At 60.4% G+C, this 22564-nt stretch carries 18 protein-coding genes; 12 read left to right on the top strand and 6 right to left on the bottom strand.

Annotated features, from left to right (window positions below):
* Positions 1-84 precede the first annotated feature (84 nt).
* Positions 85-1044, top strand: coding sequence for a sugar phosphate isomerase/epimerase (locus WFJ47_RS07295; RefSeq protein ID WP_336761952.1), 960 nt, complete (start codon positions 85-87; stop codon positions 1042-1044).
* Positions 1045-1137: 93 nt separating this feature from the next.
* Here WFJ47_RS07295 and WFJ47_RS07290 read toward each other — a convergent pair whose 3' ends face one another.
* Both WFJ47_RS07290 and WFJ47_RS07285 read right to left on the bottom strand, forming a co-directional pair.
* A complete protein-coding gene (locus WFJ47_RS07290) occupies positions 1138-1785 on the bottom strand; it encodes a class I SAM-dependent methyltransferase (RefSeq protein WP_336761951.1) in 648 nt (215 codons plus the stop codon).
* Positions 1786-1862: 77 nt separating this feature from the next.
* The gene (locus tag WFJ47_RS07285) at positions 1863-2489 is read right to left on the bottom strand and encodes a hypothetical protein (RefSeq protein WP_336761950.1); all 627 of its coding nucleotides are present in this window, start codon (positions 2487-2489) and stop codon (positions 1863-1865) included.
* A 110-nt stretch (positions 2490-2599) separates the two neighbouring features.
* Between WFJ47_RS07285 and dapF the strand changes: the two genes are divergently transcribed.
* The 9 genes from dapF to WFJ47_RS07240 all read left to right on the top strand — a co-directional run bounded on the left by dapF (position 2600) and on the right by WFJ47_RS07240 (position 16340).
* Entirely contained in the window at positions 2600-3415 is an 816-nt protein-coding gene (dapF, locus tag WFJ47_RS07280) for a diaminopimelate epimerase (RefSeq protein WP_336762084.1), read from the top strand.
* A complete protein-coding gene (gene mtaB / locus WFJ47_RS07275) occupies positions 3412-4656 on the top strand; it encodes a tRNA (N(6)-L-threonylcarbamoyladenosine(37)-C(2))-methylthiotransferase MtaB (protein WP_336761948.1) in 1245 nt (414 codons plus the stop codon). The genes dapF and mtaB overlap by 4 nt, the downstream gene beginning before the upstream one ends.
* 1 nt (position 4657) lies before the next feature.
* Positions 4658-5620 (top strand): signal recognition particle-docking protein FtsY, encoded by a 963-nt coding sequence (gene ftsY, locus WFJ47_RS07270; protein ID WP_336761946.1) that lies wholly within the window; start codon positions 4658-4660, stop codon positions 5618-5620.
* A 552-nt stretch (positions 5621-6172) separates the two neighbouring features.
* On the top strand, positions 6173-8905 hold the full coding sequence (locus tag WFJ47_RS07265; RefSeq protein ID WP_336761944.1) for a TonB-dependent receptor domain-containing protein: 2733 nt from the start codon (positions 6173-6175) through the stop codon (positions 8903-8905).
* A gap of 527 nt (positions 8906-9432) precedes the next feature.
* Positions 9433-10140, top strand: a complete 708-nt coding sequence (locus WFJ47_RS07260) for a hypothetical protein (RefSeq protein ID WP_336761943.1) — start codon at positions 9433-9435, stop codon at positions 10138-10140.
* On the top strand, positions 10137-11882 hold the full coding sequence (locus WFJ47_RS07255; protein WP_336761941.1) for a ShlB/FhaC/HecB family hemolysin secretion/activation protein: 1746 nt from the start codon (positions 10137-10139) through the stop codon (positions 11880-11882). Before WFJ47_RS07260 ends, WFJ47_RS07255 begins: the two co-directional genes overlap by 4 nt.
* Positions 11883-12031: 149 nt before the next feature.
* The gene (locus tag WFJ47_RS07250; RefSeq protein WP_336761939.1) at positions 12032-14497 is read left to right on the top strand and encodes a TonB-dependent receptor plug domain-containing protein; all 2466 of its coding nucleotides are present in this window, start codon (positions 12032-12034) and stop codon (positions 14495-14497) included.
* 2 nt (positions 14498-14499) lie between these two features.
* On the top strand, positions 14500-15690 hold the full coding sequence (locus WFJ47_RS07245) for a HAMP domain-containing sensor histidine kinase (protein ID WP_336761938.1): 1191 nt from the start codon (positions 14500-14502) through the stop codon (positions 15688-15690).
* A complete protein-coding gene (locus WFJ47_RS07240; protein WP_336762082.1) occupies positions 15690-16340 on the top strand; it encodes a response regulator in 651 nt (216 codons plus the stop codon). The genes WFJ47_RS07245 and WFJ47_RS07240 overlap by 1 nt, the downstream gene beginning before the upstream one ends.
* A 21-nt stretch (positions 16341-16361) precedes the next feature.
* Here WFJ47_RS07240 and WFJ47_RS07235 read toward each other — a convergent pair whose 3' ends face one another.
* The 3 genes from WFJ47_RS07235 to gap form a co-directional block, all read right to left on the bottom strand.
* A complete protein-coding gene (locus tag WFJ47_RS07235) occupies positions 16362-16814 on the bottom strand; it encodes a hypothetical protein (RefSeq protein ID WP_336761937.1) in 453 nt (150 codons plus the stop codon).
* Positions 16815-16975: 161 nt separating this feature from the next.
* A complete protein-coding gene (locus WFJ47_RS07230) occupies positions 16976-18193 on the bottom strand; it encodes a phosphoglycerate kinase (protein ID WP_127101726.1) in 1218 nt (405 codons plus the stop codon).
* A 27-nt stretch (positions 18194-18220) separates the two neighbouring features.
* Positions 18221-19240 (bottom strand): type I glyceraldehyde-3-phosphate dehydrogenase, encoded by a 1020-nt coding sequence (gene gap, locus WFJ47_RS07225; RefSeq protein WP_127101728.1) that lies wholly within the window; start codon positions 19238-19240, stop codon positions 18221-18223.
* Positions 19241-19411: 171 nt separating this feature from the next.
* On the opposite strand from gap, the gene WFJ47_RS07220 reads away from it, so the two are divergent.
* Both WFJ47_RS07220 and WFJ47_RS07215 read left to right on the top strand, forming a co-directional pair.
* Positions 19412-19897 carry a hypothetical protein gene (locus WFJ47_RS07220; protein WP_127101730.1) on the top strand — a complete coding sequence of 162 codons (486 nt, stop codon included), beginning with the start codon at positions 19412-19414 and terminating at the stop codon, positions 19895-19897.
* Positions 19898-20027: 130 nt separating this feature from the next.
* Positions 20028-20945, top strand: a complete 918-nt coding sequence (locus WFJ47_RS07215; RefSeq protein WP_336761934.1) for a formyl transferase — start codon at positions 20028-20030, stop codon at positions 20943-20945.
* A 129-nt stretch (positions 20946-21074) separates the two neighbouring features.
* Here WFJ47_RS07215 and WFJ47_RS07210 read toward each other — a convergent pair whose 3' ends face one another.
* On the bottom strand, positions 21075-22484 hold the full coding sequence (locus WFJ47_RS07210; RefSeq protein WP_336761933.1) for an RtcB family protein: 1410 nt from the start codon (positions 22482-22484) through the stop codon (positions 21075-21077).
* Positions 22485-22564 lie beyond the last annotated feature (80 nt).

Raw genomic sequence — 22564 nt, 5'->3', positions numbered from 1 at the left:
CTTCCGCTTAAAGAGAATATAAATTCCCGGACCGGCAGCATCTTCGCGATGCGGCCCGATTTCACTGGGAGTGGTGAGCGCATCATGAAGATCGGATTTGTTTCTGACAGTCTCGGGAGCTTCTCGCTCGAGGCGGTGCTGGATCAGGCTGTGGCCCTTGGCGTCTCTGGGGTCGAGGTGAACACGGGGGGCTGGTCGCATGCGCCGCATCTCGATCTCGCCCAGCTGCGTCAAAGCCCGGCGGCACGGCGTGAGTTCACGCAGGCATTCGAGCGCAGAGGGCTCGAGATCATCGCTCTCAACGTGAATGGCAATCCGCTTCATCCCGTGGACCATCGTCAGAGCCATGATCTGCACGAGACCATCCGTCTGGCCGGAGATCTCGGAATCACCAAGATCTGCACTATGTCCGGCCTGCCAGAGGGGCGCGAGGGAGATCTGTTGCCCAACTGGGTGGTGAGTTCCTGGCCGCCTGAAGGGCAGGTGGCCAAGGAATGGCAGTTCAGGGAGCGCCTGGTACCCTATTGGGAAAAGATCTGTGCCATGGCCCCTGATCATGGGGTGACCCAGTTTGCGCTGGAACTTCATGGCGGACAATGGGCCTATAACGTGCCCAATTTCCTGCGTTTGCGCGAGGCGCTTGGTTCAATAATCGGCGCCAATCTCGACCCGTCGCACATGTTCTGGATGGGTGCCGATCCGCTGGCGGCGATCGATGCGCTGGGCAACGCGATCTGCCATGTCCATGCCAAGGATGCGGGCTTCAACGAGGCGAAGCGCAGCGTCACATCCAATCTAGAAAACGGGCCTCTGGGTCTCCCCTCCAACCGGGCATGGTCCTATCTGACGCTGGGTTACGGTCATGACCCGCTCTGGTGGCGTCAGTTCTGCTATCGCCTTCGGATGGTCGGTTATGATGGGTGGCTATCGATCGAGCACGAGGATCCGCTTCTCGATCCGGTGGAAGGGCTTTCCAAATCCGTGGCCCTGCTGCGTGAGATTGCACCCGTCGCGATCGGGGGCTTCACCCAGCAGGAGATCTGAGAGCGTTTCGCCTGGGTGACGGGATCGGCACGCCAGGCTTTGTTCCGCACAGGACATGGCGCGCGGCTCCGTTGCCCGGAGCCGCCGACAGGCTCACGCCGTCAGTTTCTTGCGTCCGATCACGGCATGGACCGTGTCGTTCCACGCGGTCAGGTCTTCGGGCGGGACGACCTCGCCTGTATCGAGATCGGTAAGCCCGGCACGATCGAGAAGCAGCGTGATCAGGCGGGTGCGGTCTGCGGGCTCGAGCGCCTGCCAGAGTGCCACCGCCTTCTGCGGGATGAAATTGTCAGAGAAGGTGACGATCAGCGGGGCACCGGGGCGGAGCAGTCGATTGATCTCCGTGAGAATCGCAACCGGGTCGGTCAGGTAGGCGAAACCATCACAAAGGCAGACCGCATCCAGCGAGGAGTCCGGCAGATCAATACGGGGCTTCTCGTTGATGTCCTGCACCACACGCTGCGTGAGGGATTTGTTTGCTTCAAGCGCGGCCCCGTTCACATCGAGTCCGATCACCGTGTCATGGGCGGATTCTTCGGGCAGATGGCTCAGCGTTCCGGCCATCAGATCGAGGATCACCCCCGAAGCGGGCAAGGCGGTCTGGTAGAGCGCTGTCACGGCAGTGCGCGCGCCAGCGTCCATCTGGGTCGAGTCGCTACGCCCGGCGTAGAATTCGGGATCGGGGTCATTATTGGCACGGGTGAAAGCCGCAGGATGCAGCCCCGACGGGGTATCAGTCATTGGCTCTGTCCTGTCTGGTTCAACGGAGAATCAGGCAGGGATGCAGGGGCTGCGCCATGGCGTCAAGGCAGGGCGGGTCAGAGTGCCGCGCCATGCCATTCGAAGGGACCGTTCGATATTCCTGCAATACGCGCATGGCCATCGAGCGGAATCGATTGCTGGCGCAAGAGTGGCATCAGCGTTTCGCAGACGGCGCGATAAGGTGCACGAGCGCAGGGCGCCATGAGTATGACGTCGAAAATGCCGAGCTTTCGATAATCGTTCAGGCGCTGCGCGATCTCCTGCGAAGTTCCAATCAGGGCGGAGGCTGCAATCTGGGTAGGTAGACCCTCATGGATGAGGGTCTCGGCGTCTTCCCAGGCCTCCTCCGTGTTTTCACGCAGGACAATGTCCAGCGCGACGACCGAGCGAGCAGGGTGGTCTGCAATCTGCGAGGGCAGGCAGTGAAGATAAAGCGCCATCGTTTCCGCCAGGCTGCCATCGAAGCGCAGGCGCTCTATTCCGGCATCGGTCCGACGCAGCAGATTATGGCGCGGCGCCTGCTGGCGGAGCCAGTCGATATCTTCATCAGCAACGAGAAGGCTCGACCCTGTCGGCAATTGCGACAGACACGATTTCATGTCCTCCCGGCTCATATCAAGGCACGACCAGATCAGGCGCAGGTGACGTGCGATGGCAGGCGTATCGTGGGAGGTAATGAACATGGGTCAGTTTTCCTGCATCGCGGAAGGCGATGCGTCGGCATGAAAAAAATACGAGATGAAACCGGAGGTTTCCCGTGCCGGACAGGCCCGGACCCTCTATAACTGCGCAAATGATGATCCGGTTTCATAAGATGCAGGGCCTCGGGAATGACTTCGTCATCATCGACAGGCGCCACAAGCATTTCGACGTCCCATTACATACTATGTCCCTGCTGTGCGACCGACGTTTCGGCGTCGGATGTGATCAACTCGTGCTGCTCGATCCCCCTGACCGTGACGGGGCGACTGTCCAGGTGAGGTTCTTCAACCCGGACGGGTCCGAGGCCGGGGCATGCGGGAATGCCTCGCGCTGCGTTGCCGCCCTGCTGGGCGATGCACCGGTGCTTCAGACCCGCGCCGGGTTGCTGCCCAGCTTCATCACGCCCGCGGGGGAAATTGGTGTGGATATGGGGCCACCCGCTCTGGACTGGCAGGATGTGCCCCTGGCCCGCCCCATGGAAACGCTCGAATTACCTCTCTCCGGCAGCCCCGCAGCCTGCTCGATGGGCAATCCGCACGCGACTTTTTTCGACGGAATGGAGCGCGCCGAACGCGATGGCGCGGCGCTCGAGCGCGACCCTCTCTTTCCGGAGCGCGCCAATATCGGCTGTGCCGAGATCGTGGCACGCGATCATATCAGGCTGCGTGTCTGGGAGCGCGGGGCGGGACTGACCCTCGCTTGCGGCTCGGGCGCCTGCGCAGCTGTGGTCAACGGGGTGCGTCGCAGCCTCCTGGACCTCGAATGCCGGGTGGAAATGGATGGCGGGTCCCTGCGTATCCATTGGCGCGAGGCAGATAATCATGTGCTGATGATCGGCCCTGCCACCCATGTGTTCGAAGGGCTTTGGCCGACTGTCTCGATAGAGGGGGCGAAGCCAGGCGTATGAGCGGCGCGCGGCTTCTGACCTTTGGCTGTCGCCTCAATTTGCATGAGAGCGAACGCATGCAAGCCCTGACAGCTCACCTGGATGATGTGGTGGTGGTCAATACCTGCGCCGTAACCACCAGTGCGGAGCGTCAGGCGCGGCAGGCCATACGCAAATCCTACAGGGAAAACCCGGACAAACGCATTGTGGTGACCGGTTGCGCTGCCCAGATTGCGCCGGAGAACTGGCGTGGCCTTCCGGGTGTGGCGCAGGTCATGGGCAATACGGAGAAGCTCAAGGCGGCGAGCTGGACCCAGGACGCGCTGCGCCGTGAGAGCGTCATTGCCGACATCATGGATACTGCTCCCGTGCCAGCCTCTTCCGTGGTCGAGACAGGCGGCCATGTGCGGGCGCTGTTGCAGGTTCAGCAAGGCTGCGATCACCGCTGCACCTTCTGCATCATCCCCTATGGGCGCGGTCGATCCCGCTCCGTACCCGTCAGCGAGGTTATCGAGCGCGCGCGTGGGCTCGTGGAGGCCGGACACCATGAAATCGTTCTGACCGGTGTCGATATTGCATCATGGGGGCGTGATCTCGATGGAACACCCGCGCTCGGGACCTTGTGCCGGGCGGTGTTGCAGGCAGTGCCGGAGCTTCCGCGCTTACGGCTTTCCTCACTCGACCCCGCCTCTGTCGACCACGATTTGTGGCATCTTCTGGCGGAGGAGCCCCGCTTCCTGCCGCATCTGCATCTTTCACTCCAGGCTGCGAGCGATCTCGTGCTCAAACGCATGAAGCGACGTCATTCCGTACGGGATGCGGCGGATCTCATCAGGCGCGCCCGCTCCCTGCGCCCCGATATCGCCATCGGTGCGGACCTGATTGCCGGTTTCCCAACCGAGACGGACGAGCAGGCTCAGGAGACGCTGGATTTCGTCACGGCCCATCGCCTGCCTTATCTGCATGTCTTTCCCTATAGCGAGCGCCCCGGTACTCCGGCAGCACGCATGCCCAGCGTGCCGAATGCCAGGCGTCAGGCCCGTGCGGCGGCCTTGCGGGCGGTCGGAGAGACCAATCGGCAGGCCTATTGGCTGGGAATGATCGGTCAGCCTCTCGACGTTCTGATGGAGGGGGCGGAACGCGGCCACTCCGCGCATTTCATCCCTGTGCGCCTGAAGGGCGGCCAGGCACAGCGAGGGCAACGCCTGACCCTGAAAGCGCGTACTCTTGACGAAGCTGGGCTGGTAGCAGAGATCAACTGACATGGCCGGATTTTTCTCACGTCTGAAACAGGGGCTGACGCGCTCGACGCAGAAGCTGAATGCTGCTCTCACCCATCGCTATCTCGATGAGACGGCGCTGGAGGAGCTCGAAGACGAGCTGATCGCTGCCGATCTGGGTCCAGCGGTGGCTGGACGTGTGATCGAGGAGTTCCGCAGCTCTCGCTTCGGGCGCAACGTGACGACCGAGGAAATCCAGGAAGCCCTTGCGACGGAAATCGCGCGTGTGCTCGAGCCCGTGGCCCAGCCCTTCGAACTCAAGACCGAGCACAAGCCTCATGTGGTGCTGGTTGTGGGCGTCAATGGCGTAGGCAAGACCACCACCATCGGCAAAATGGCGAAGTGGTTCCGTGATCAGGGCCGCTCTGTCATGATGGTGGCGGGCGATACCTTTCGCGCGGCGGCCGTCGAGCAGTTGCAGGTCTGGGGCGAACGCACGGGCGCACCTGTCATCGCAGGCAAGCCGGGTGGCGATGCGGCAGGGCTGGCCTATGAGGGCATCAAACAGGCGCGCGAATCCGGCACGGATCTGCTTTTCGTCGATACGGCCGGGCGTTTGCATAACAAGGGCGCACTCATGGAAGAGCTCGCCAAGATCATCCGCGTGATGAAGAAATTCGACGAGACGGCGCCGCATTCGGTTCTGCTGGTTCTTGATGCTACGACCGGGCAGAATGCGATGGAGCAGGTGCGTGTATTCCGTGAACTGGTCAATGTGACCGGTCTGATCGTCACCAAGCTCGACGGCTCGGCGCGTGGCGGGATCGTGGTCGCGCTGGCTGACGCGTTCAAGCTGCCCGTGCATCTCGTGGGTGTGGGTGAGCAGGTGGAAGACCTGCGTCCCTTCTCGGCACAGGACTACGCTCGTGGTCTTGTGGGGGGGACCGGTGGCGATTTGACACGACATCTTGTCGATGAGCCGCAAGACCCGCCTGAGCTGAGCTGAGCTGAGCTGAGCTGAGCTGAGCTGAGCTGAGCTGAGCTGAGCTGAGCTGACCGGCCAGGCTTTTTGCCTTTTAACGGTGAGAGGGGACCTATTCACGGTCTTCATGGATGCGCTCGCCCATGTGGCGGTTTTCGCGAGCCCGTCAGGCGTGCGGCACAGACCCTTTTTTCGATAATCGTTAAAAGAGCCGGAGGAGCCGGAAGAAGCATTGCGTGCGCTTGCTTCACTGCTTTGGCGGCACATTTGGGGCAGACGGCCCGAGAATTGTGTCTTTTACGCAACGACTGTCTGGATAGAAATGTCAGAATTGACGTTAATTTGACGAATTAACGCTAATTCAAATTATTTTTAAAGTTCGACATAAAACAGCAACATTAAGTCGCACTCACCGCTTTCTCGTTATGCCAGCGTTACGTTTCGATTAAATGTCGTTACGTATGGAGCGTGTAAACGATGGCGTTGAGCCTGCGCAGATCTTTTCTTTTGACGTTTACGGCCGTTGCCGGCCTGTCCGCCTCTGGTTTCCCTTCCGCCTCGGCTGCAAGCGTCCCCATGGACGCCACCGCCACCAAGAAGAAAATCGTGGTCAAGACCAAGGACGCCTCGCCCAAATCCGAGACCATCATGGTCACGGGGTCTTATCTGCGCAGTTCCAACAACAGCTCCGCCAACCCGGTCCAGGTCATCACGGCCAAACAGATCCAGCAGACCTCGGCTATTTCGCTCGGAGATTATCTTCAGCGACTGCCGTCGATCGGCTCTTCAGGTACGCCGAACCAGCAGACCAATGGCGGCGGTGGCGTGAGCTGCACCGATATCCGTAATTTCGGCTCCAAGCGTGTACTGATCCTGATCGACGGCAAGCGTACGGCGATCAACGCGGCCACGTCCTGCGTCGATCTGAACACGATCCCCGTCGAGGAGATCGCGAGCGTCGAAATGCTCAAGGATGGCGGCTCAGAGCTCTACGGCGCCGATGCCGTCTCGGGCGTGATCAATATCAAGCTGCGCCATGATGTGACCAAGGCCACCATCACCATGCGCGGCGGTATCTCGCAATATGGCGACGCAAAGACTGGTTTGCTCTCGGCCATGAAAGGCTTCAATTTCGATCATGGCCGCGGCAATGTCACGCTATTCGGCCAGTACAATACCTCCGGCGGAATCATGAGCCAGGATCGCGCCTGGGCGGCTAACCCACAGCAGACCAATCCGGTCACCGGTACGCCGGTCTATGGCTCATCCATCATCCCGGCTGGCCGCGTGACCAACCCGATCACGGGCGCCAATCTGGTATCGAATGGCGACGGCACTTTCCATCGCTACAGCAATGCTGATCGCTATAATTTCGCCAAAGATACAATGGTGCAGAATTATAATCAGAACTCGGCGCTGTCTGGCGATGCGCATTATGATGTCGACAGCCATTTCAAGCCCTACGCCAATGTGCGTTACAGCCATACCACCACGGCGCGCCAGATGGCTGCGGCCCCTGTCTCGGGTGGCATCAAGCCGTCTCCGCTTCTGTCGTCCTGGACCATCCCGGCGGGCAGCCCCTACAACATCTGGGGACGTGACGCGATCATGTCGCGCCGCATGAACGACCTTGGCCCGCGCAAGATGGACTACGCGACCGATACCTGGACCGTGATTGGTGGCGCCAAAGGCAAGATCTGGCGTGGCTGGGACTACGACGCCTCCATGACCTACGGTCAAAGCCAGTACACGGCCAATACCCAGAACATGGGCAATTACCGTCATCTGCTTCAAATGACTGGCGTCCGCCAGCTCGATCCGACCAACCCTGCGAGCAAGATCGTCTATGATCCGACGGTCTGCACCAGTCAGCCGGGCTGCGTTCTTTCCAACCCGCTCGCGCCGCTCTCCCCTGCTGCTGCTGAGTACGGCAAGTTCACGCAGCACGATCACGCCATGTATCAGCTGCGCGACTTCAATCTGCGCATCAATAACAGCAATGTGGCGAAGATGCCTTGGCAGCATGGCGGCGATCTGGGCATTGCCTTCGGCATGGAGCATCGCAGCGAGCAGCTGAGCAGCAAGCCTGATCCAATCGTCATTGCTGGCGACTCTACGGGAAATGCCACCAGCTATACGGGTGGCGGCTTCAACGTGAATGAGGTCTACGCAGAAGGGCAGATTCCCCTGCTGCAGAATGCGTTTCTGGCCAAGGATCTGACGATCGACGGCCAGGGGCGGTGGTCCGATTACAATACCTTCGGTTCGACCAAGAACTGGAAAGTATCGATCAACTGGGCCCCGGTGCGCGATATCCGCTTCCGGGCCACGCTCGGTACGTCCTATCGCCAGCCGAACGTCTATGAGCTTTATGGCGGCCAGCAACTGGGTTATCCGTCTGCTGTCGATCCCTGTGCATCGCTCTCGAATTACGGAGGCGCACAGGCGGCTGCCGTTCTCGCGCGCTGCAACGCGCAGGGCATCAACCCCGCGACATTCGTGTCCCAGAACACGAGCCAGGTTCCCACCGTCTCCGGCGGTAACGTGAAGCTGCAGCCGGAAAGCGGCCGGACCTACACGATTGGCACTGTCGTGACACCGCGTTGGGTTCCGGGGCTGTCAGCATCGGTGACCTACTGGCATTACTCGCTCAATAATACCATCGGCACTCTTACCACCCAGTATATTCTCGATCAGTGCTATACAGGTGCGGATACAAGCCAGTGTGGTGCCATCGCGGCGCGCTCGGTTTCCCAGCAGTTGACTTCGGTCAGCGCCATCTATCAGAATCTGGGCGGTATCCGGACCAGCGGTATCGATTTCGATCTGGACTATCATGTACGTCTGACGCCGCATGACGGGCTTACCATCTCGAACAACATGCAACAGCTCGTCAGCTATCTGCAGCAGAACGTGCCGAATGGGCAGTGGTACAACTATACTGGCCGCCTGTTCTATCAGGGTGGGAGCGGTCAGCCGCGTGTCAGTGACTACGCTCAGGCGACGTGGCAGCATGACGATTTCAGCTTCACCTATATGATGCGTTATATCGGTGGCATGGTCTGGAACAACGGTGTGACTGACGTGACCCCCAAGACGGGTGGTCAGTACAAGACGCCGGGTATCTTCACCCATGATATCACACTCGGATACCGCCTCAATCGCTGGAATTTTGAGGCCGGTGTGAGCAATCTGTTCGACAAGAAGCCACCTTTTGTCATGGATACCTCGACCAATACGAATATCTACCAGTACGGCAGCCTGATCGTCGGCCGCTACGCGTTCCTTCAGGCTGGGATCAGCTTCTGATCCCAGAGGGAGACGCGGGTCAGGGCACTTTTTGCGCAGTGCCTTGATCCGCTCGCTCAGCGTTGGCGTCGAAGCCAGCGCGAGGCGAAACATCTGTCACTTCTTCCTGGAGAAGAGACATTCGACGAAGGCCGCGATTGCCGTTTTCAGTCGTCTCGGTTTGCCGACCCGTTCGGTCATTTCCGTAAAATCACGCACATACGCTGATACCTGAAGATAGGCGGGTAAAACGCTGGGTAGCCGAACTCCTGCATCCGGCGGGGCTCTGGACTGAGGCTTCGCCTCTGAGGGCACGCCTTGGACAGACCTCAGGATCCAGGCGCGTGATCCCCTTGCAACACAACAGCTTCCACCTCGAGGCGGGTAGGGAACGACCCGCCGCTATCACGGTTTGGTGATATAAGCCCGTATCTCGTCTTCCCTTGCTTGCGGATTGTCTGTTGCGCCGTCTTCGCCTCCCTGTGTTTCGTCCGGAGAGCATAGCCGTTCTCACGCTGCTTGCTCCGATATTCCTCAGCATCCCCTGCATGGCGCAGCGTACTGAGGGCGCACAATCGGCGGGTGGGTTTGCTCCTGGCGCGCGCGCCTCGGCTTCGGCCAATGCAACACTGGATAGCGTGGTGGGTAATCGCCCTTCACCGGTGAAAAACGAGGTTTCTCTCGGCGGCATCACCTACCGGGTTTCGCCTCAGGGTGTGGTCAGCGGTCCTGACGGAAAGGCCGTGGCGGGGGGATGCCCGTCTCCCGTTTCCGTGGCTTCGGGTCAGTTCGTAGCGGGCGGAGCACCCGCCGAGCCAGCATTGCTCGGCTCTCATGGTGCGGGGATAGGCGCAGGGAAGAGCGAGGCGGTCATGATCGGGGTGACGAAACAGCCCCCTCGAATCGCTCCACCGAACGTACCGCCCGCATCAGGGGACATGCGGGATTATGCAACGATGAACGCGTCTTTCGGCCCCTCTGGCGTCTATGTGCTGCCCCATCCCTGCCGTATAAGCGGTGCGGATAAGCAGGCTATGATCGCAGACGCCGCAGCGTCTCTCGCCTCGGCGGGGGGGAATGCCTTTGCTCTGGCCGGTAATCGCGAGGGTGTCCAACAGGTGGATCGTGCCACGCCTCTGCCTGGTGGCGACGTGATGCTCAGCTCCGATCAGGCCGCAAAGGCGGCGCCACAACTGACAACAAATGCCTCTGAGCGGCAGGCTGTGCCCGCCATACCCGCAGGCGAGCAGCCATGAGGCGCCTTCGCACTTTAGCGGGCCTGATCATTCTGGTCGCCGGGGCGTTTCTCCTGCCGCATGAAAGCGCAGCGCGTTCGATACTCAGGCCGGGTGGGGCCGCCTCTGCCTTGCCAGAACTCTCCTCATCCGCCCCCCGAAAACCGGCGCTCGTTCCCCAGGCGCTTAGCTCCTCCCGTCCGGCTTTACCATTTTTACGGGCGCTGGTTATCGCCCCGATGGGGATGAGCGCGCAACAGGAGCGAGACGGAGCGCTCACTACCGTCAATCTACCCTTGCTTGAAACCGCTGCGTTCTCCAAGCGGATCATGCCCTTCATCGGGCATTCCCTCAGCTTCGGTCAGATGCAGGAACTGGTGGATATTGTCGTCGGGTATTATCGCGAAAAAGCCCATGCATTCGTGACGGTCAGTGTACCCCCCCAACGCGTTCATGCGGGCGTCCTGCGTCTCGACGTGCTGGAATATCGCATCGGCGCCCTGCGCGTGATCGGCAATCAGTGGTTCTCTGACCGTATCATCCGCCAGCAAAGCGGTCTCTCCAGCGGTCAGTTGCCGACGCTCGATGCATTGCAGACGGATCTGCGCTGGCTCAACACCAACCCGTTTCGCACTGTCGATATGGTGTATCGGCCAGGCACCAAACCCGGCGTGACCGATGTTGATCTGCGCGTGGCCGATCGCCTGCCGCTTTACGTGTATGGTGCTTATGACAACCAGCTCGACCCTACTTTGGGGCGGCTGAACTGGGATTTGGGCGTCTCCTGGGGAGACGCATTCCACCTTGGCCAGACACTGACCTATCAATTGCAGCGCAGCGTATCAGGGCGGTTCACCGGTCATAACGCAAGTTGGGAAATTCCCCTTACATCCCGTGATGCCCTGCTGGTTTTCGGCAATTATTCGGTCTCTTATCCGGTGGCCGACCAGCCTTTGAGCAATAAGGGTATTTCGGGGCAGGCCTCGTTACGCTGGCTGCACATGCTGCCCCATCTGGCCCTTGGGGCGCGGTTTGGTGTGGATGGCACGGTTCAAGCGGGGTTCGACTGGAAATCCACGATTTCAGACCAGTTCAGCGCCGCCGTGCCCCTCATTCTGGCCAATGCCGAGACCAATCAGTTCGTTCTCGGCTTTATCGGCTCCGTGCAGGACCCTTGGGGCAAGACCGAAATCAATAATCAGATTGTCTATGGCCCGCCGGGTATCTCCGCCTATAACAAAAGGGGATGGTACGAGACCATTTTTCCTAACGCCAAGCCGAATTACGTCTATGACCGGCTGCTCCTGAAACGCGCCCTTTCTCTGCCTTTCGGCCTCACGGCCAATACGAAATTCGGCTGGCAGGGCGCCACGCATAATCTGCTCTACAGTGAGCAACTCATGATTGGCGGCATGGGTACCGTGCGCGGGTATTACGTGAATACCTCCTTTGGCAGTCGCGGTCTGATGGCGAGCGAGGAAATCGACACACCTGGCTTTTCTCTGGGTAAATGGATCGGGCTGAATGCGCTTGATGACAAGAACACGTTGGGTGCCTTCTGGGACTGGGGCGATAATTCCCAGGTTCACCCTGCGGGGATAGGGCCGCGTGTCGTGACATTATCGAGCCTTGGCACCGCGCTGAGCAGCAAGATCAACCGTCATCTGAATGTGAGCGTCGATGCTGGCTGGAGGCTCCGGCGGGCTGCCAGCCGAGGAAGTCGAGGTGTGTTCTGCGACTTCAATCTCGTCGCTGGATTCTGATGGGGATAAAGTATCGTCCGTCGTAACCTCCAGTAAGTATTGCCTGGGATACCAGACCTATACTTTGGTATAGAGAGATCATACCAAAGAGGGCATTTGAACAGAAGCGTATTGTCATTAGGGAATCCCCGAACAGGGAAGATCTCGACATGAGCCATGATAAGCATCTCCGGAAAATCGCCTTTTCCTGTGGGAATCAGACCATTTTCGCGCGTCAGGCGGCCTGCATGGCAGGCCTGATGCTACCGCTCCTCCTGCCCTGTGAAGCTGCGCTGGCCGCGGAGCGTATCGCGACGGCAAAAGCCACTTCTGAGGGGAAAAATCATGCCGGAAACGCGGCCAGATCCGCAGATCGGAAAAACGGCCGAACTGTCAGCCGGGCGAAAGGAGGGGACCGTCAGATTTCGGGAAAAACTGCTGCGTCCCAGACCGAGACCATCAGGGTCGCCAGAGATGCCCATCGCGCAGTCCAGCCCAATATGACCGTGCTGACCCCGGCCGACTGGCGCAATACGCTGAGTGGTTCCAATCCACTCGCACTCCTCGCCCAGACGCCCGGTGTTTCCTATACGGCCTCGGATTCCTACGGTCTCGATGAGTCCGATGCGAGCCTGTTCCTGCGCGGGTTTCATATGAACGAACTCGGCATTCTCTTTGAGGGCATTCCGCTGAATGATTCGAGTTTCGGTACGCTGAGCGGAACAAATGTGCTCAATATCAGCGTCCCCGATACAATCGGTTCCATTGTCGTGTCGCCTGGCACCTCACGTGAGAGTACCTATTCGAGCAGCAATAATGGCGGCGAAATTCGCTACGCGCTCATGGCGCCTGCGGAAACGCGCAGCCTTGCCGTCAATCAGGCCGTAGGCAGCAACAACACCCTTGTCACGACGTTCATAGGGCAATCCGGTACGCTTGGCACGTCGGGACCGCGTGTGCTCGCCGGTTTCCAGCGCATCAGCAAGGATAAATATCAGGGGCAGGGCTCGCAGAACATGCTGCGTGGCAATATCAAGGCGGTGCAGGATGTCGCCTGGGGCGATCTGACCGCCTTTTTCTCGGCCTCGCAAGCGCAGGTCTGGGGCTATAACAACGTGTCTCACGATATGCTGGACAAGCTAGGCTGGCGCGGCGCAGATTTCACCTATCCGAATTATGGGGCGGCTTACGACATGGCGCGTCCCGAAAATGCCGAGGCGCAATGCGGTCCCTATAGCTGTGCGGAGCGTGCGGCCCTGACCCCGTATGACAGCGGACAGGTCTCGCAGGATTTCATAGGGTCACTGGCTCATCGCTTCAGGATCGGGAGCCGCCTTCACGGCAAGGCGCTTTTCTACGGGGCGAGCACTTATACCGACGCCAGTGTTTCAGACCCGACAACCCCTTCCGAAACTGGCGCCCCGTTTTCAGAGCAGGTCTGGCATTCTGCGGTCCGGCGCTTCGGCGGCAGCCTTACCCTCGACTACCGGATCGGCCATCATCTTCTTTCTGCAGGACTCTGGCAGGAGACATCGCGCTCGATGGCCGATCAGTCCTGGTATAACGAACCGCTCCTGGGGACTGGGGCACCACTCAGGGCTATCGGACCGTTTGATCGCTACGGACCCGCTTTTCAGACACAAAATCTCTCCCATTGGCACACATCTTCGCGCCAGATCTTCTTGCATGACGACTGGAAGCTCACGCCCTCCCTGCTCCTGGGGTTGGGGTTCAAGGCAATAGATGTGCATTCCTCGGGGGGCGGTGTTGGGGCTGATGGCGCCCCCCGCGGGAATCTGCGCTCGCAAAACGGCTTCCTGCCGCATCTCTCCCTGCTCTGGACACTGTCGCCCCGTCAGGATTTGTTCATTGATGCCGCCCAGACCCAGAGCGGCTACCGCATGTCGCCTCGCGGCAATATCGGCTACTCCGCCTCGATCTGGTCCGCTTCGGATCAGGCAAGTTTCGATGAGGCCCTGTCGCGTATCGCCCCCGAAAAGGACATGACAGTCACGATCGGCGGACACCGAAAAGAGGGGCGCTTCAGATTGTCATGGGACGGGTACTTCTCGCTTGTCGAGAACCGGCTTGTTTCCGCGTCGATCGGCACGTTGCATAGCCCGGTCAATACCGTCGGGATCGTGCGGGCATCGCATATCTGGGGGGGAGATGTCGCGGCCAGCCTGCCTCTGGGACCGTATCTGACACTCAGCCAGTCACTTTCGGTCAGTCGCTTCCGTTACGGTGGCGATCTGGTCGCCGGAGGTGAGATCTTCCCGATCAGGGGAAAGGCCCAGCCGGGTTACCCGGCGCTGTCTCTGCAAAGCTCGGCCTTTGTGCATGTCGGACAGGTCGAGGCCGGTGCGACGAGCGTCGTGTATCTTGACCGTCCTTTTTCGTACACCAACGACATCATGGGGCCGAATTACTGGAACACTACGGCCTATATTGCGTGGAAACGCCCTGGCCATGCAGGCTGGCCACCGCTCGACATGCGTCTTGATGTCTATAATCTGCTCAACAGCAAGATGATCGGCAACCTCAATGTGGACGGCGCCCCGTTCTCCGGAGATTATCAGACCATGCAGCGCTCGGCGCCGAGACAACTCGTTTTCAGCCTGGGTACGAGGTTCTGATCATGAGAAGAGGGAGCGGCAGGCCCGAGACCGCCCGCATGGTCGCCCGCATGGCCCGGCAGGGAAAACGGCAGGGTCCCGAGCCACGTTATCCCGGTTCACTCGGCTCGGGCTCTGGCTCTGGCTCCGGGAAGGGGGGGCATGGTGCACGACCCGTTGCCAGTGCGACCCGTCCCATCCTGCTCGGCCTGGCCATGGCCGCCATTTTTGCTGCCGATACGATCACCCATTACGAGATCGCGATACCGGTACTCTATACGGTGGTGCTGTTGGGTGCCGCCTTCTCTTTTCGGCCCGGAAGTCTGATCTGGCTTGGCTGCCTGTGTCTTGGCCTGACCGGGGTGAGTTTCGCCTTCACCCTGCATGGCAACGCGGCCACCGGATTGATCAATCTGCTGATCAGTTCGGCGGCGATCGTCATCACCGCCTGGCTTGCCATCCGGCTCCAGCATGCCAAGGAACTGGCCCTGCAGGGGCAGTCCCAGCTGACACGCATCGCTCATGCGCAGATGGTCAGTGGTCTGACCTCGTCCATCGTGCATGAACTTAACCAGCCCCTCGCAGCCATCGCCACTAGCGGGCAGGCGTGTCAGCGCTGGCTCTCCGCAACACCGCCCAATGTCGACCGCGCGAATGCCGCGCTCGAGCGTATCATACGCGACACGACGCGCGCCGCTGATATCCTGACACGCATGAAGGATCTGACACGTGGCAAGGTGACCGAATGTCGGCGTTTCAACCTGGTCGATGCTGTGATGGATGTGGTGGCCATGGCTCAGCATCGTCTTGAGCGCCACGACATCGCGGCACGTATCCGCTGCAAGGCAGGCACTCTGTCTGCCTGGGGAGATCCGGTTCAGATTCAGCAGGTTGTGAGCAATCTCCTGCTCAACGCGATCGAAGCAATCGCGGTCCAGGGTACGGGTGGCGGCCATATAGAGATCGCCCTATGGGAGGAGGATGATTCCTGCCTGTGCCGGGTGAGCGACGACGGTTCCGGGATCGCCCCCACCCTCACGGATCACCTTTTTGAGCCCTTTTGGAGCACGAAGCAGGAAGGGACAGGTATTGGCCTCGCGATCAGCCGCACACTGATCGAAGCCAACAAGGGCAGGATCTGGCTGGCTCAGGATCGTCGTGAAGGGGCAGCGTTCTGCTTCAGTATCCCTGCGGCACGCGAGGAGGAATCGTGATGGATGCTCGAAATGGGCTTACCGGAGAAACGATCGTCTACGTGGTCGATGACGATGCCTCGATCCGTCAGGCACTTGATGATCTGTTGAGCGCGGTTGGGCAAAAAGTTCGCTGCTTCGCCGATGCGGAGAGCTTCATTGTTGCGCCGAAAGAGAACTGCTCTGCGTGCCTGATCCTCGATATCCGGATGCCGGGCCTGTCCGGCATGGATTTTCACAGGCGCATGGCCGGGCTCGGTCTGGATTATCCGGTGGTCTTCATCACCGGCCATGGCGATATTGCCATGGGGGTCGAGGCCATGAAGAACGGGGCGATCGAATTCCTCACCAAGCCGTTTCGCGATCTTGATCTGCTTGATGCCATCCAGCGCGGCCTGGCAATCAATGAGGCATCACGGCGAGAGAGGGCGGAAGGCGAGGCGCTTCTGGGACGCTGGCGCAGCCTGAATGCGGGTGAAAAGCAGGTCGCCCGTCTCGTGGTGACGGGGCTGCTCAATAAACAGACGGCGGGAATACTGGGTGTCAGTGAGATCACGGTAAAAGTGCGCCGCGCGCAAATCATGCGCAAGATGGAGGCGGGCTCGCTGCCCGATCTCGTGCGTGAGATGGATCGTCTGAGAGGGCTCTCGCCAGCCGAACTCGAAAGCTGAAGGAAGGCCGATCCGCATGCTTCAGTTGAGCGGGATGGCAACCGCTACACCGGCGGCCATCGAGCCATGGCCCCGTCTCTGGTCATTGGCAGCGGCCCCGCCAGAAAGCGCATCACCTACCTGATGATGGTTGCGCTGGAAAAAATCGGCCTTCAGCGTAGCGTCGTCATTGCCGCCGTGTTCCTTCGGCGCATCCATGTCCTCATCGGGGAGAGGGGCTTCGCTGAAACCATTGGCCGCTGACGTAATGGGCGCCTTTACCGTCAGGGAAGCCTGCCGGATCAGTGGCTCGGTGGTCGTGACCGGGTCGAGGGAGAACGAGGAGACAGTGCCAAGCCCGGCCCCAGAGACCGACCGATGAATGCTGTGATGAGAGGCAGACGGCGCTGGCTGCGACACGGTATCGTCCGCCCAGACAGGCCTAGGCAAGGCACAGGCAACCAGGCCGAGCAACAGAACAGGATAGAGACGCACCGACGCGTTCCTTCTTGCGGATGACAGTATCGATTTACCGGGGGCCGGTGTGATGGCCAGCGACGAATACTGTAATCAGGCAGGAAAAGCGGATGCAACAGGAATGGACCGATTGTATCACGTCGACATCAAACGTGATGCAACCGGTCCGGGCAGGATACTCAGATCGGGAAGGCATTATGTGCTGCGTCGGTCAGCACCGCAATTCCCGGGAGGAGCTTGCCCTCGAGCCATTCAAGGAAGGCACCGCCAGCTGTCGATACATAGCTCATCTTGTCGGCTGCATCGGCATGGCGCAGGGCCGATACCGTGTCACCGCCACCGGCAATGGTCTTGAGCTGGCCAGCCTTTGTCAGCGCGGCGGCCTTTTGAGCCACCGAGACGGTTGCCGCGTCGAAAGGCTTGATCTCGAACGCGCCAAGTGGGCCGTTCCAGACCAGGGTCTTCAGGGCTTCGAGCTTCGCATTGATCAGCGCGACGGTTTTCGGACCGGCATCGAGGATCATGGCATCCGCCGGTACCGCATTGATGTCGCACACTTCCGAAGGGGCTCCTTCACGGAATTCGCGTGCGATCACGGCATCGACCGGCAGAATGATCTCGCACTGGCCGTCCTGGGCCTGCGCCATGATCTTGCGCGCCGTCTCGTGCATGTCGGCTTCCTGAAGCGACTTGCCGACAGAAACGCCCTGCGCCGCAAGGAAGGTATTGGCCATTGCGCCGCCAATGAACAGCACATCGACCTTGCCCAGCACGTTCCCGATCAGATCGAGCTTGGTCGAGATCTTGGCGCCACCAATCAGGGCCCCCACCGGGCGTTCCGGCAGTTCGAGCGCTGCAGTCAGTGCGTTCAGCTCCGCTTCCATCAGGCGTCCGGCATAGGCCGGCAGATGATGGGCCAGACCCTCGGTCGAGGCATGGGCACGATGTGCGGCCGAGAAGGCGTCATTCACATAGACGTCGCCCAGACGGGCGAGCATGTCGGTGAAAGCCGGGTCGTTCTTTTCCTCACCCGCATGGAAACGGGTGTTTTCGAGAACGCAAACTTCGCCATCCTTGAGCTTTGCAACGGCTTCTTCCGCCTTCGGTCCAACGCAGTCGGACACGAAATGCACCTTGTGCTGGATCTTGGATTCCAGCATTTCGGCCACGGGAGCAAGCGACATGCTGGGCACGACCTGACCTTTGGGACGGTCGAAATGGCTCAGAATGATGACGCGCGCGCCCTTGTCGGCCAGCTCGCAGATGGTCGGAATGACGCGGTCGATACGCGTCGTGTCCGTGATGGCGCCTTCACGCACCGGCACGTTGAGGTCGGCGCGCAGAAGAACGCGCTTTCCCTCAGGAGACAGGTCATCGAGCGTGTGGAAACTGGCCATGCGCTATACTCCCGTTTTTCTTGGTTTTTAGAGGGTGCCGAAAAGCGCTGCCGTGTCGGACATGCGGTTCGAGAAGCCCCACTCATTGTCGTACCAGGAGCAGATGCGCACCATCTTGCCGCCATCGATCAGCGCCGTCTGGGTGGAATCGAAGGTCGAGGAAGCATAGGAGTGATTGAAGTCGCTGCTCACCAGCGGGGCATCATTATAGTCGAGCACCCCCTTCAGCGGGCCCTCGGCAGCGGCGCGCAGGGCGTCGTTGATGGCCTGAACCGATGCCGGAGCGCGGCTCGGAATGAAATCGAGCGAGACGACGGAGACATTCGGCGTGGGAACGCGGATCGAGGTGCCATCCAGACGGCCCTTGAGGTGCGGCAGAACCAGACCGATGGCCTTAGCTGCCCCCGTCGAGGTCGGGATCATGTTCAGCGCGGCGGCACGAGCGCGGCGCGGGTCGCGATGATGCGTGTCCACCGTGCGCTGGTCACCCGTATAGGAGTGGATGGTCACCATGTAGCCGCATTCGATGCCGAAGGCCTCATCCAGCACCTTGGCGACAGGAGCCAGACAGTTGGTCGTGCAGGATGCGTTGGAGATGACCGTCATGTCCTTCGTCAGCATGGCATTGTTCACGCCATAGACGATGGTGGCATCGACATCGGTGCCCGGAGCGGAAATCAGGACCTTGCGAGCGCCAGCCGTGATGAGGGCGGAAGCCTTCTCCTTGGTGGTGAACAGGCCCGTACATTCCATGGCCACGTCAACACCCTGGAACGGAACCTTGGTGGGATCGCGCTCGGCGGAAACGCGGATCGGACCATAGGTGCGACCATTGGCTTCGATGATCAGGTTGTTGCCGTCGACGCGAATGGTACCGGGGAAGCGGCCATGCACGCTGTCATAGGCCAGCAGATGGGCGTTTTCTTCCACCGAGCCGAGGTCATTGATGGCGACAGGCACGACATCCGTACGTCCGCTTTCAATGATACCACGCAGCACCAGACGTCCGATACGTCCAAAACCGTTGATCGCGATTTTCACAGCCATTGTAGTCTCCCGGCCAGTAGGCGGTTTCGTTATAAGAGGCGAAACCATAGCACCCTTGGAAGACGAGACGAGAGGGGGCTACCAAGAATCTTATCGATATTTTCGTGAAAACTGGTCTTTCTGTTCCCGCTCTCTTGCTTGTGTCCGGTCTTCCTGCAAGTTCTCTAGGTCATGACGATGACGAATGCTTCCAATTGTGGTTTTCTGAAATTTCGCGCTTTGGCAGGCATCGCCATTTGCCTGTTTTCAGGCGTATTGACCGCCTGTACGCCACCCGACCAGCGCCTGTTCAACGCTAATGCGGGCAAGCCCCCCAAGCCCTATATTCCACCGCCGCCGCCCTCCAAGCCGCCACCGGCACCGTTCCTGCAGATCGTGGCAGGCACCCCGAAAGAGGAATGGGCTCCCGCCGTCGAACGCAGCACGAAACTGGCCCTGTCGCGCAGGCCGACCATCGTTTTCGTCGTCAATGTGCTGTCTCCGGAGGCTGGAAGTCCGGTCGCACAGGTCAAATCGATCGAGGCCTTGACCCAGCAGGACGGCCAGGCAGTGGCTGATCAGATCGTGGCCGCGGGAGCCCCCATCAATCAGGTGCAGATCGAGGCCAGAACCGACACGTCCAGCCCCAAGGGCCGTATCCGTATCGATTTGCGCTAGGCGGATACTCTCTTGCGCCGCTCCCTCGCTGACCTCATCGCGGCCAAGGTATGACATCCGGCTTTGGGCCATTCCGTAAACCGGGCGGGGGTGTTAACCACCCCCGATATTGGCCCAAGGAGGAATGATCATGGGGTTGCGCAAGGATATCTGGCGGACGGGCATTCTCGAAGCCCCGCTCGCCACGCTGATCGAGACGTCCGACTGGTCCCGAATTCCCTGCCATTTCCTGCCTGACATGCCTCGCGCCTTTCAGTTCCGCGCTGACCCGTTCGGCGTGTGGCATGACGACAAGCTGCACATCTTTCTCGAGATCTATGATTATCGTGATCGCATCGGCGCCATAGAAGTCTTTGTCTATGACCGGGCTTACACACTGCTCCGGAACGAGGTCGTCCTGCGTGAGCCATGGCATCTGTCCTATCCGCAGGTTATCGAGGCCGAAGGGAGTTATTGGATGCTCCCTGAAGCGCACCGCTCCGGCACGCAGACCCTCTATCGTGCCGAACGCTTTCCGGATCGCTGGGTCCCGGAAGCGACGATCGACCTCGGAGGCGAGATTGCGGTCGATGCGACCCTGCATTTTCAGGAGGGTCTCTGGTGGCTGATCTACACGCCGGTGGAAGCCGCCAAGAAGGCGCCGAGCCGCCTGCATGTAGCCTATGCCCGAACCCTGCATGGGCCCTGGACGCGTCATCACCAGAATCCTGTCCGCATCGACCCCTCAAGCGCCCGAGCGGGGGGAACCCCCGTGATGATCGATGGGCGGCTCATGCTTCCCGTGCAGGATTGCGCCCGGACCTATGGCGGGGCGATCCGGCCGCTCTGGTTCGATGAGCTCACGACAAAGCGTATCAAGACTCGCGCGGGCGCGGCTTTGCCCATTACCGCGACCTATGCCCCCTACAATGAGGGCATGCACACACTTTCTGCCGTGGGAGAGGTCACACTGTTCGATATCAAGCGCACTGAACTCTCGCCTCATGGCCTGGTGATCGAGGCCGGACGCGAGATACGCAAGCTGCGCAGGCGTCTCGGCCTGTCATGACACGCCCGCGCTCTGTCGACGCAGCCGATCCTGCTTGACGATCGCAGGAAACGACATCGGCACAACCCGCCATCGGGCGTATCTGTCGCCATCACACAGCATGCCGGTAGCGACAGACCCCGGACTTTTCTAACTTCTGCGGCCCGAGCGATGCCCGCTCATCCAGGGTGGAGGCATGTCCCCCGCCATGATGCAGCCAACAGGGTCGATATAATCCTCGATATCGGCAAGGCCGTATCGCCCGATCTGCTCCACGACGCTCGACGCCCGCTTGTAGCTCGACGGGAGTTCCGACACATCGATCCTGCCGCCCGAGAACCGGATATCAAGTCCGGGTGTCTCGGCAGCGAGCAGGGCCTCGGGAGTGGCATCGCCCATGCGCCGACGATGCTCGGTACGTGACATGTTGCGCCCTGCACCATGGGGCGCAAAGCCCAGCGCATGAGCGGCATCGCGTCCCCGCGCGACTAGAACTGGCTCGGCCATGTTCAGCGGGATCAGCACCTTGCCCGTCGCGTCATCGGCATAGCTTCCCCAGGCGGGGGTAGCGCCTTTGCCATGATGGTACAGACCGTCGCGCTCGAAAACGAAATTATGCTCATTCCAGAAACGCTCCACCGGGGTGAGGCACAGGATCTCCGTTACCGCCTGATGAATGGCATTGTGGTTCGCCTTGGTCCAGCGACGGATGATCTGCAGCGCCTGCCAGTAATCGCGCCCCTCATCACTATCGGCCGGAATCCAGGCGTTCTGGCGCAGCGTCTCGGGTGAGAGACGTCGCCTCCAGCGTTCTGCCACCTCCACTCCGGCGCGATAGAGCTGAGCCCCTGGCCCGCGTGATCCATGATGCGTCACAAGAGCGGTATGACCTGTCGCGCGAGACCGACCGACGAACAGGAAGTGATTGCCATCGCCCTGCGTGCCCATATGGGCCTGCGCCGTATGCAGCATCTTCTGATGACCCAGAAACGGATTGGCGCGAAATGCATCGAGCAGATCGAGTGACAAGGTGAAGCGCCGCCCCTGATCGCGCCCGCCTGCGCCGAAATGGGTGATGCCCGCAGCCGCATCGAGCACGGTGCCCGGATCTACCGGCCCAAGATCCGTCATCATGACCGAGCAGCAGATATCGGGCGAATGCATGCCAGGATGAATCGCATTGCGCGTGCTCACAATGCCGCCGACGGGGATTGTGCCGAGCGGTCCCGCCGGGCAGGCATCCGGCATGATCGCTGCTGCAACCACGGTCGGGGTACGTACAAGGGTACGCATCGTGTCGATCACGCGCTCACGGTTCTCCGCCTCGTCCTGTGTGTCCGCGTCGAGCGAGATATGTAGCGGAATGGTAGCCGCTTCCTGCAAGGAGAGCTTCTCGGGCAGCGGCGGAGGGGGCACCGCAGCGCGAATGGCGGCCTCGTCGTCGCCCTGCGCTGCGAGTGCGCGCGCCCTGTCGAGCACGGCTCCAAAGCCAGGGCCGGGCATATGGCCCCAGCCAATAAGAACCTTCCCGTCGATCTCCATGGGCGCGGTCATGTTCATGTCCTTTCTCTTCGATTGATGCTTCTGGTCTGAGCATGAAGCGGGAAAGGTTTTGCCGATAGGAAATCCTGGAATCCTTT

The organism is Asaia sp. VD9, assembly GCF_037150015.1.
Lineage (GTDB): Bacteria > Pseudomonadota > Alphaproteobacteria > Acetobacterales > Acetobacteraceae > Asaia.
Note: the sequence above shows the minus strand (reverse complement) of the source record. Positions and strands in the feature narration are given on the sequence as shown.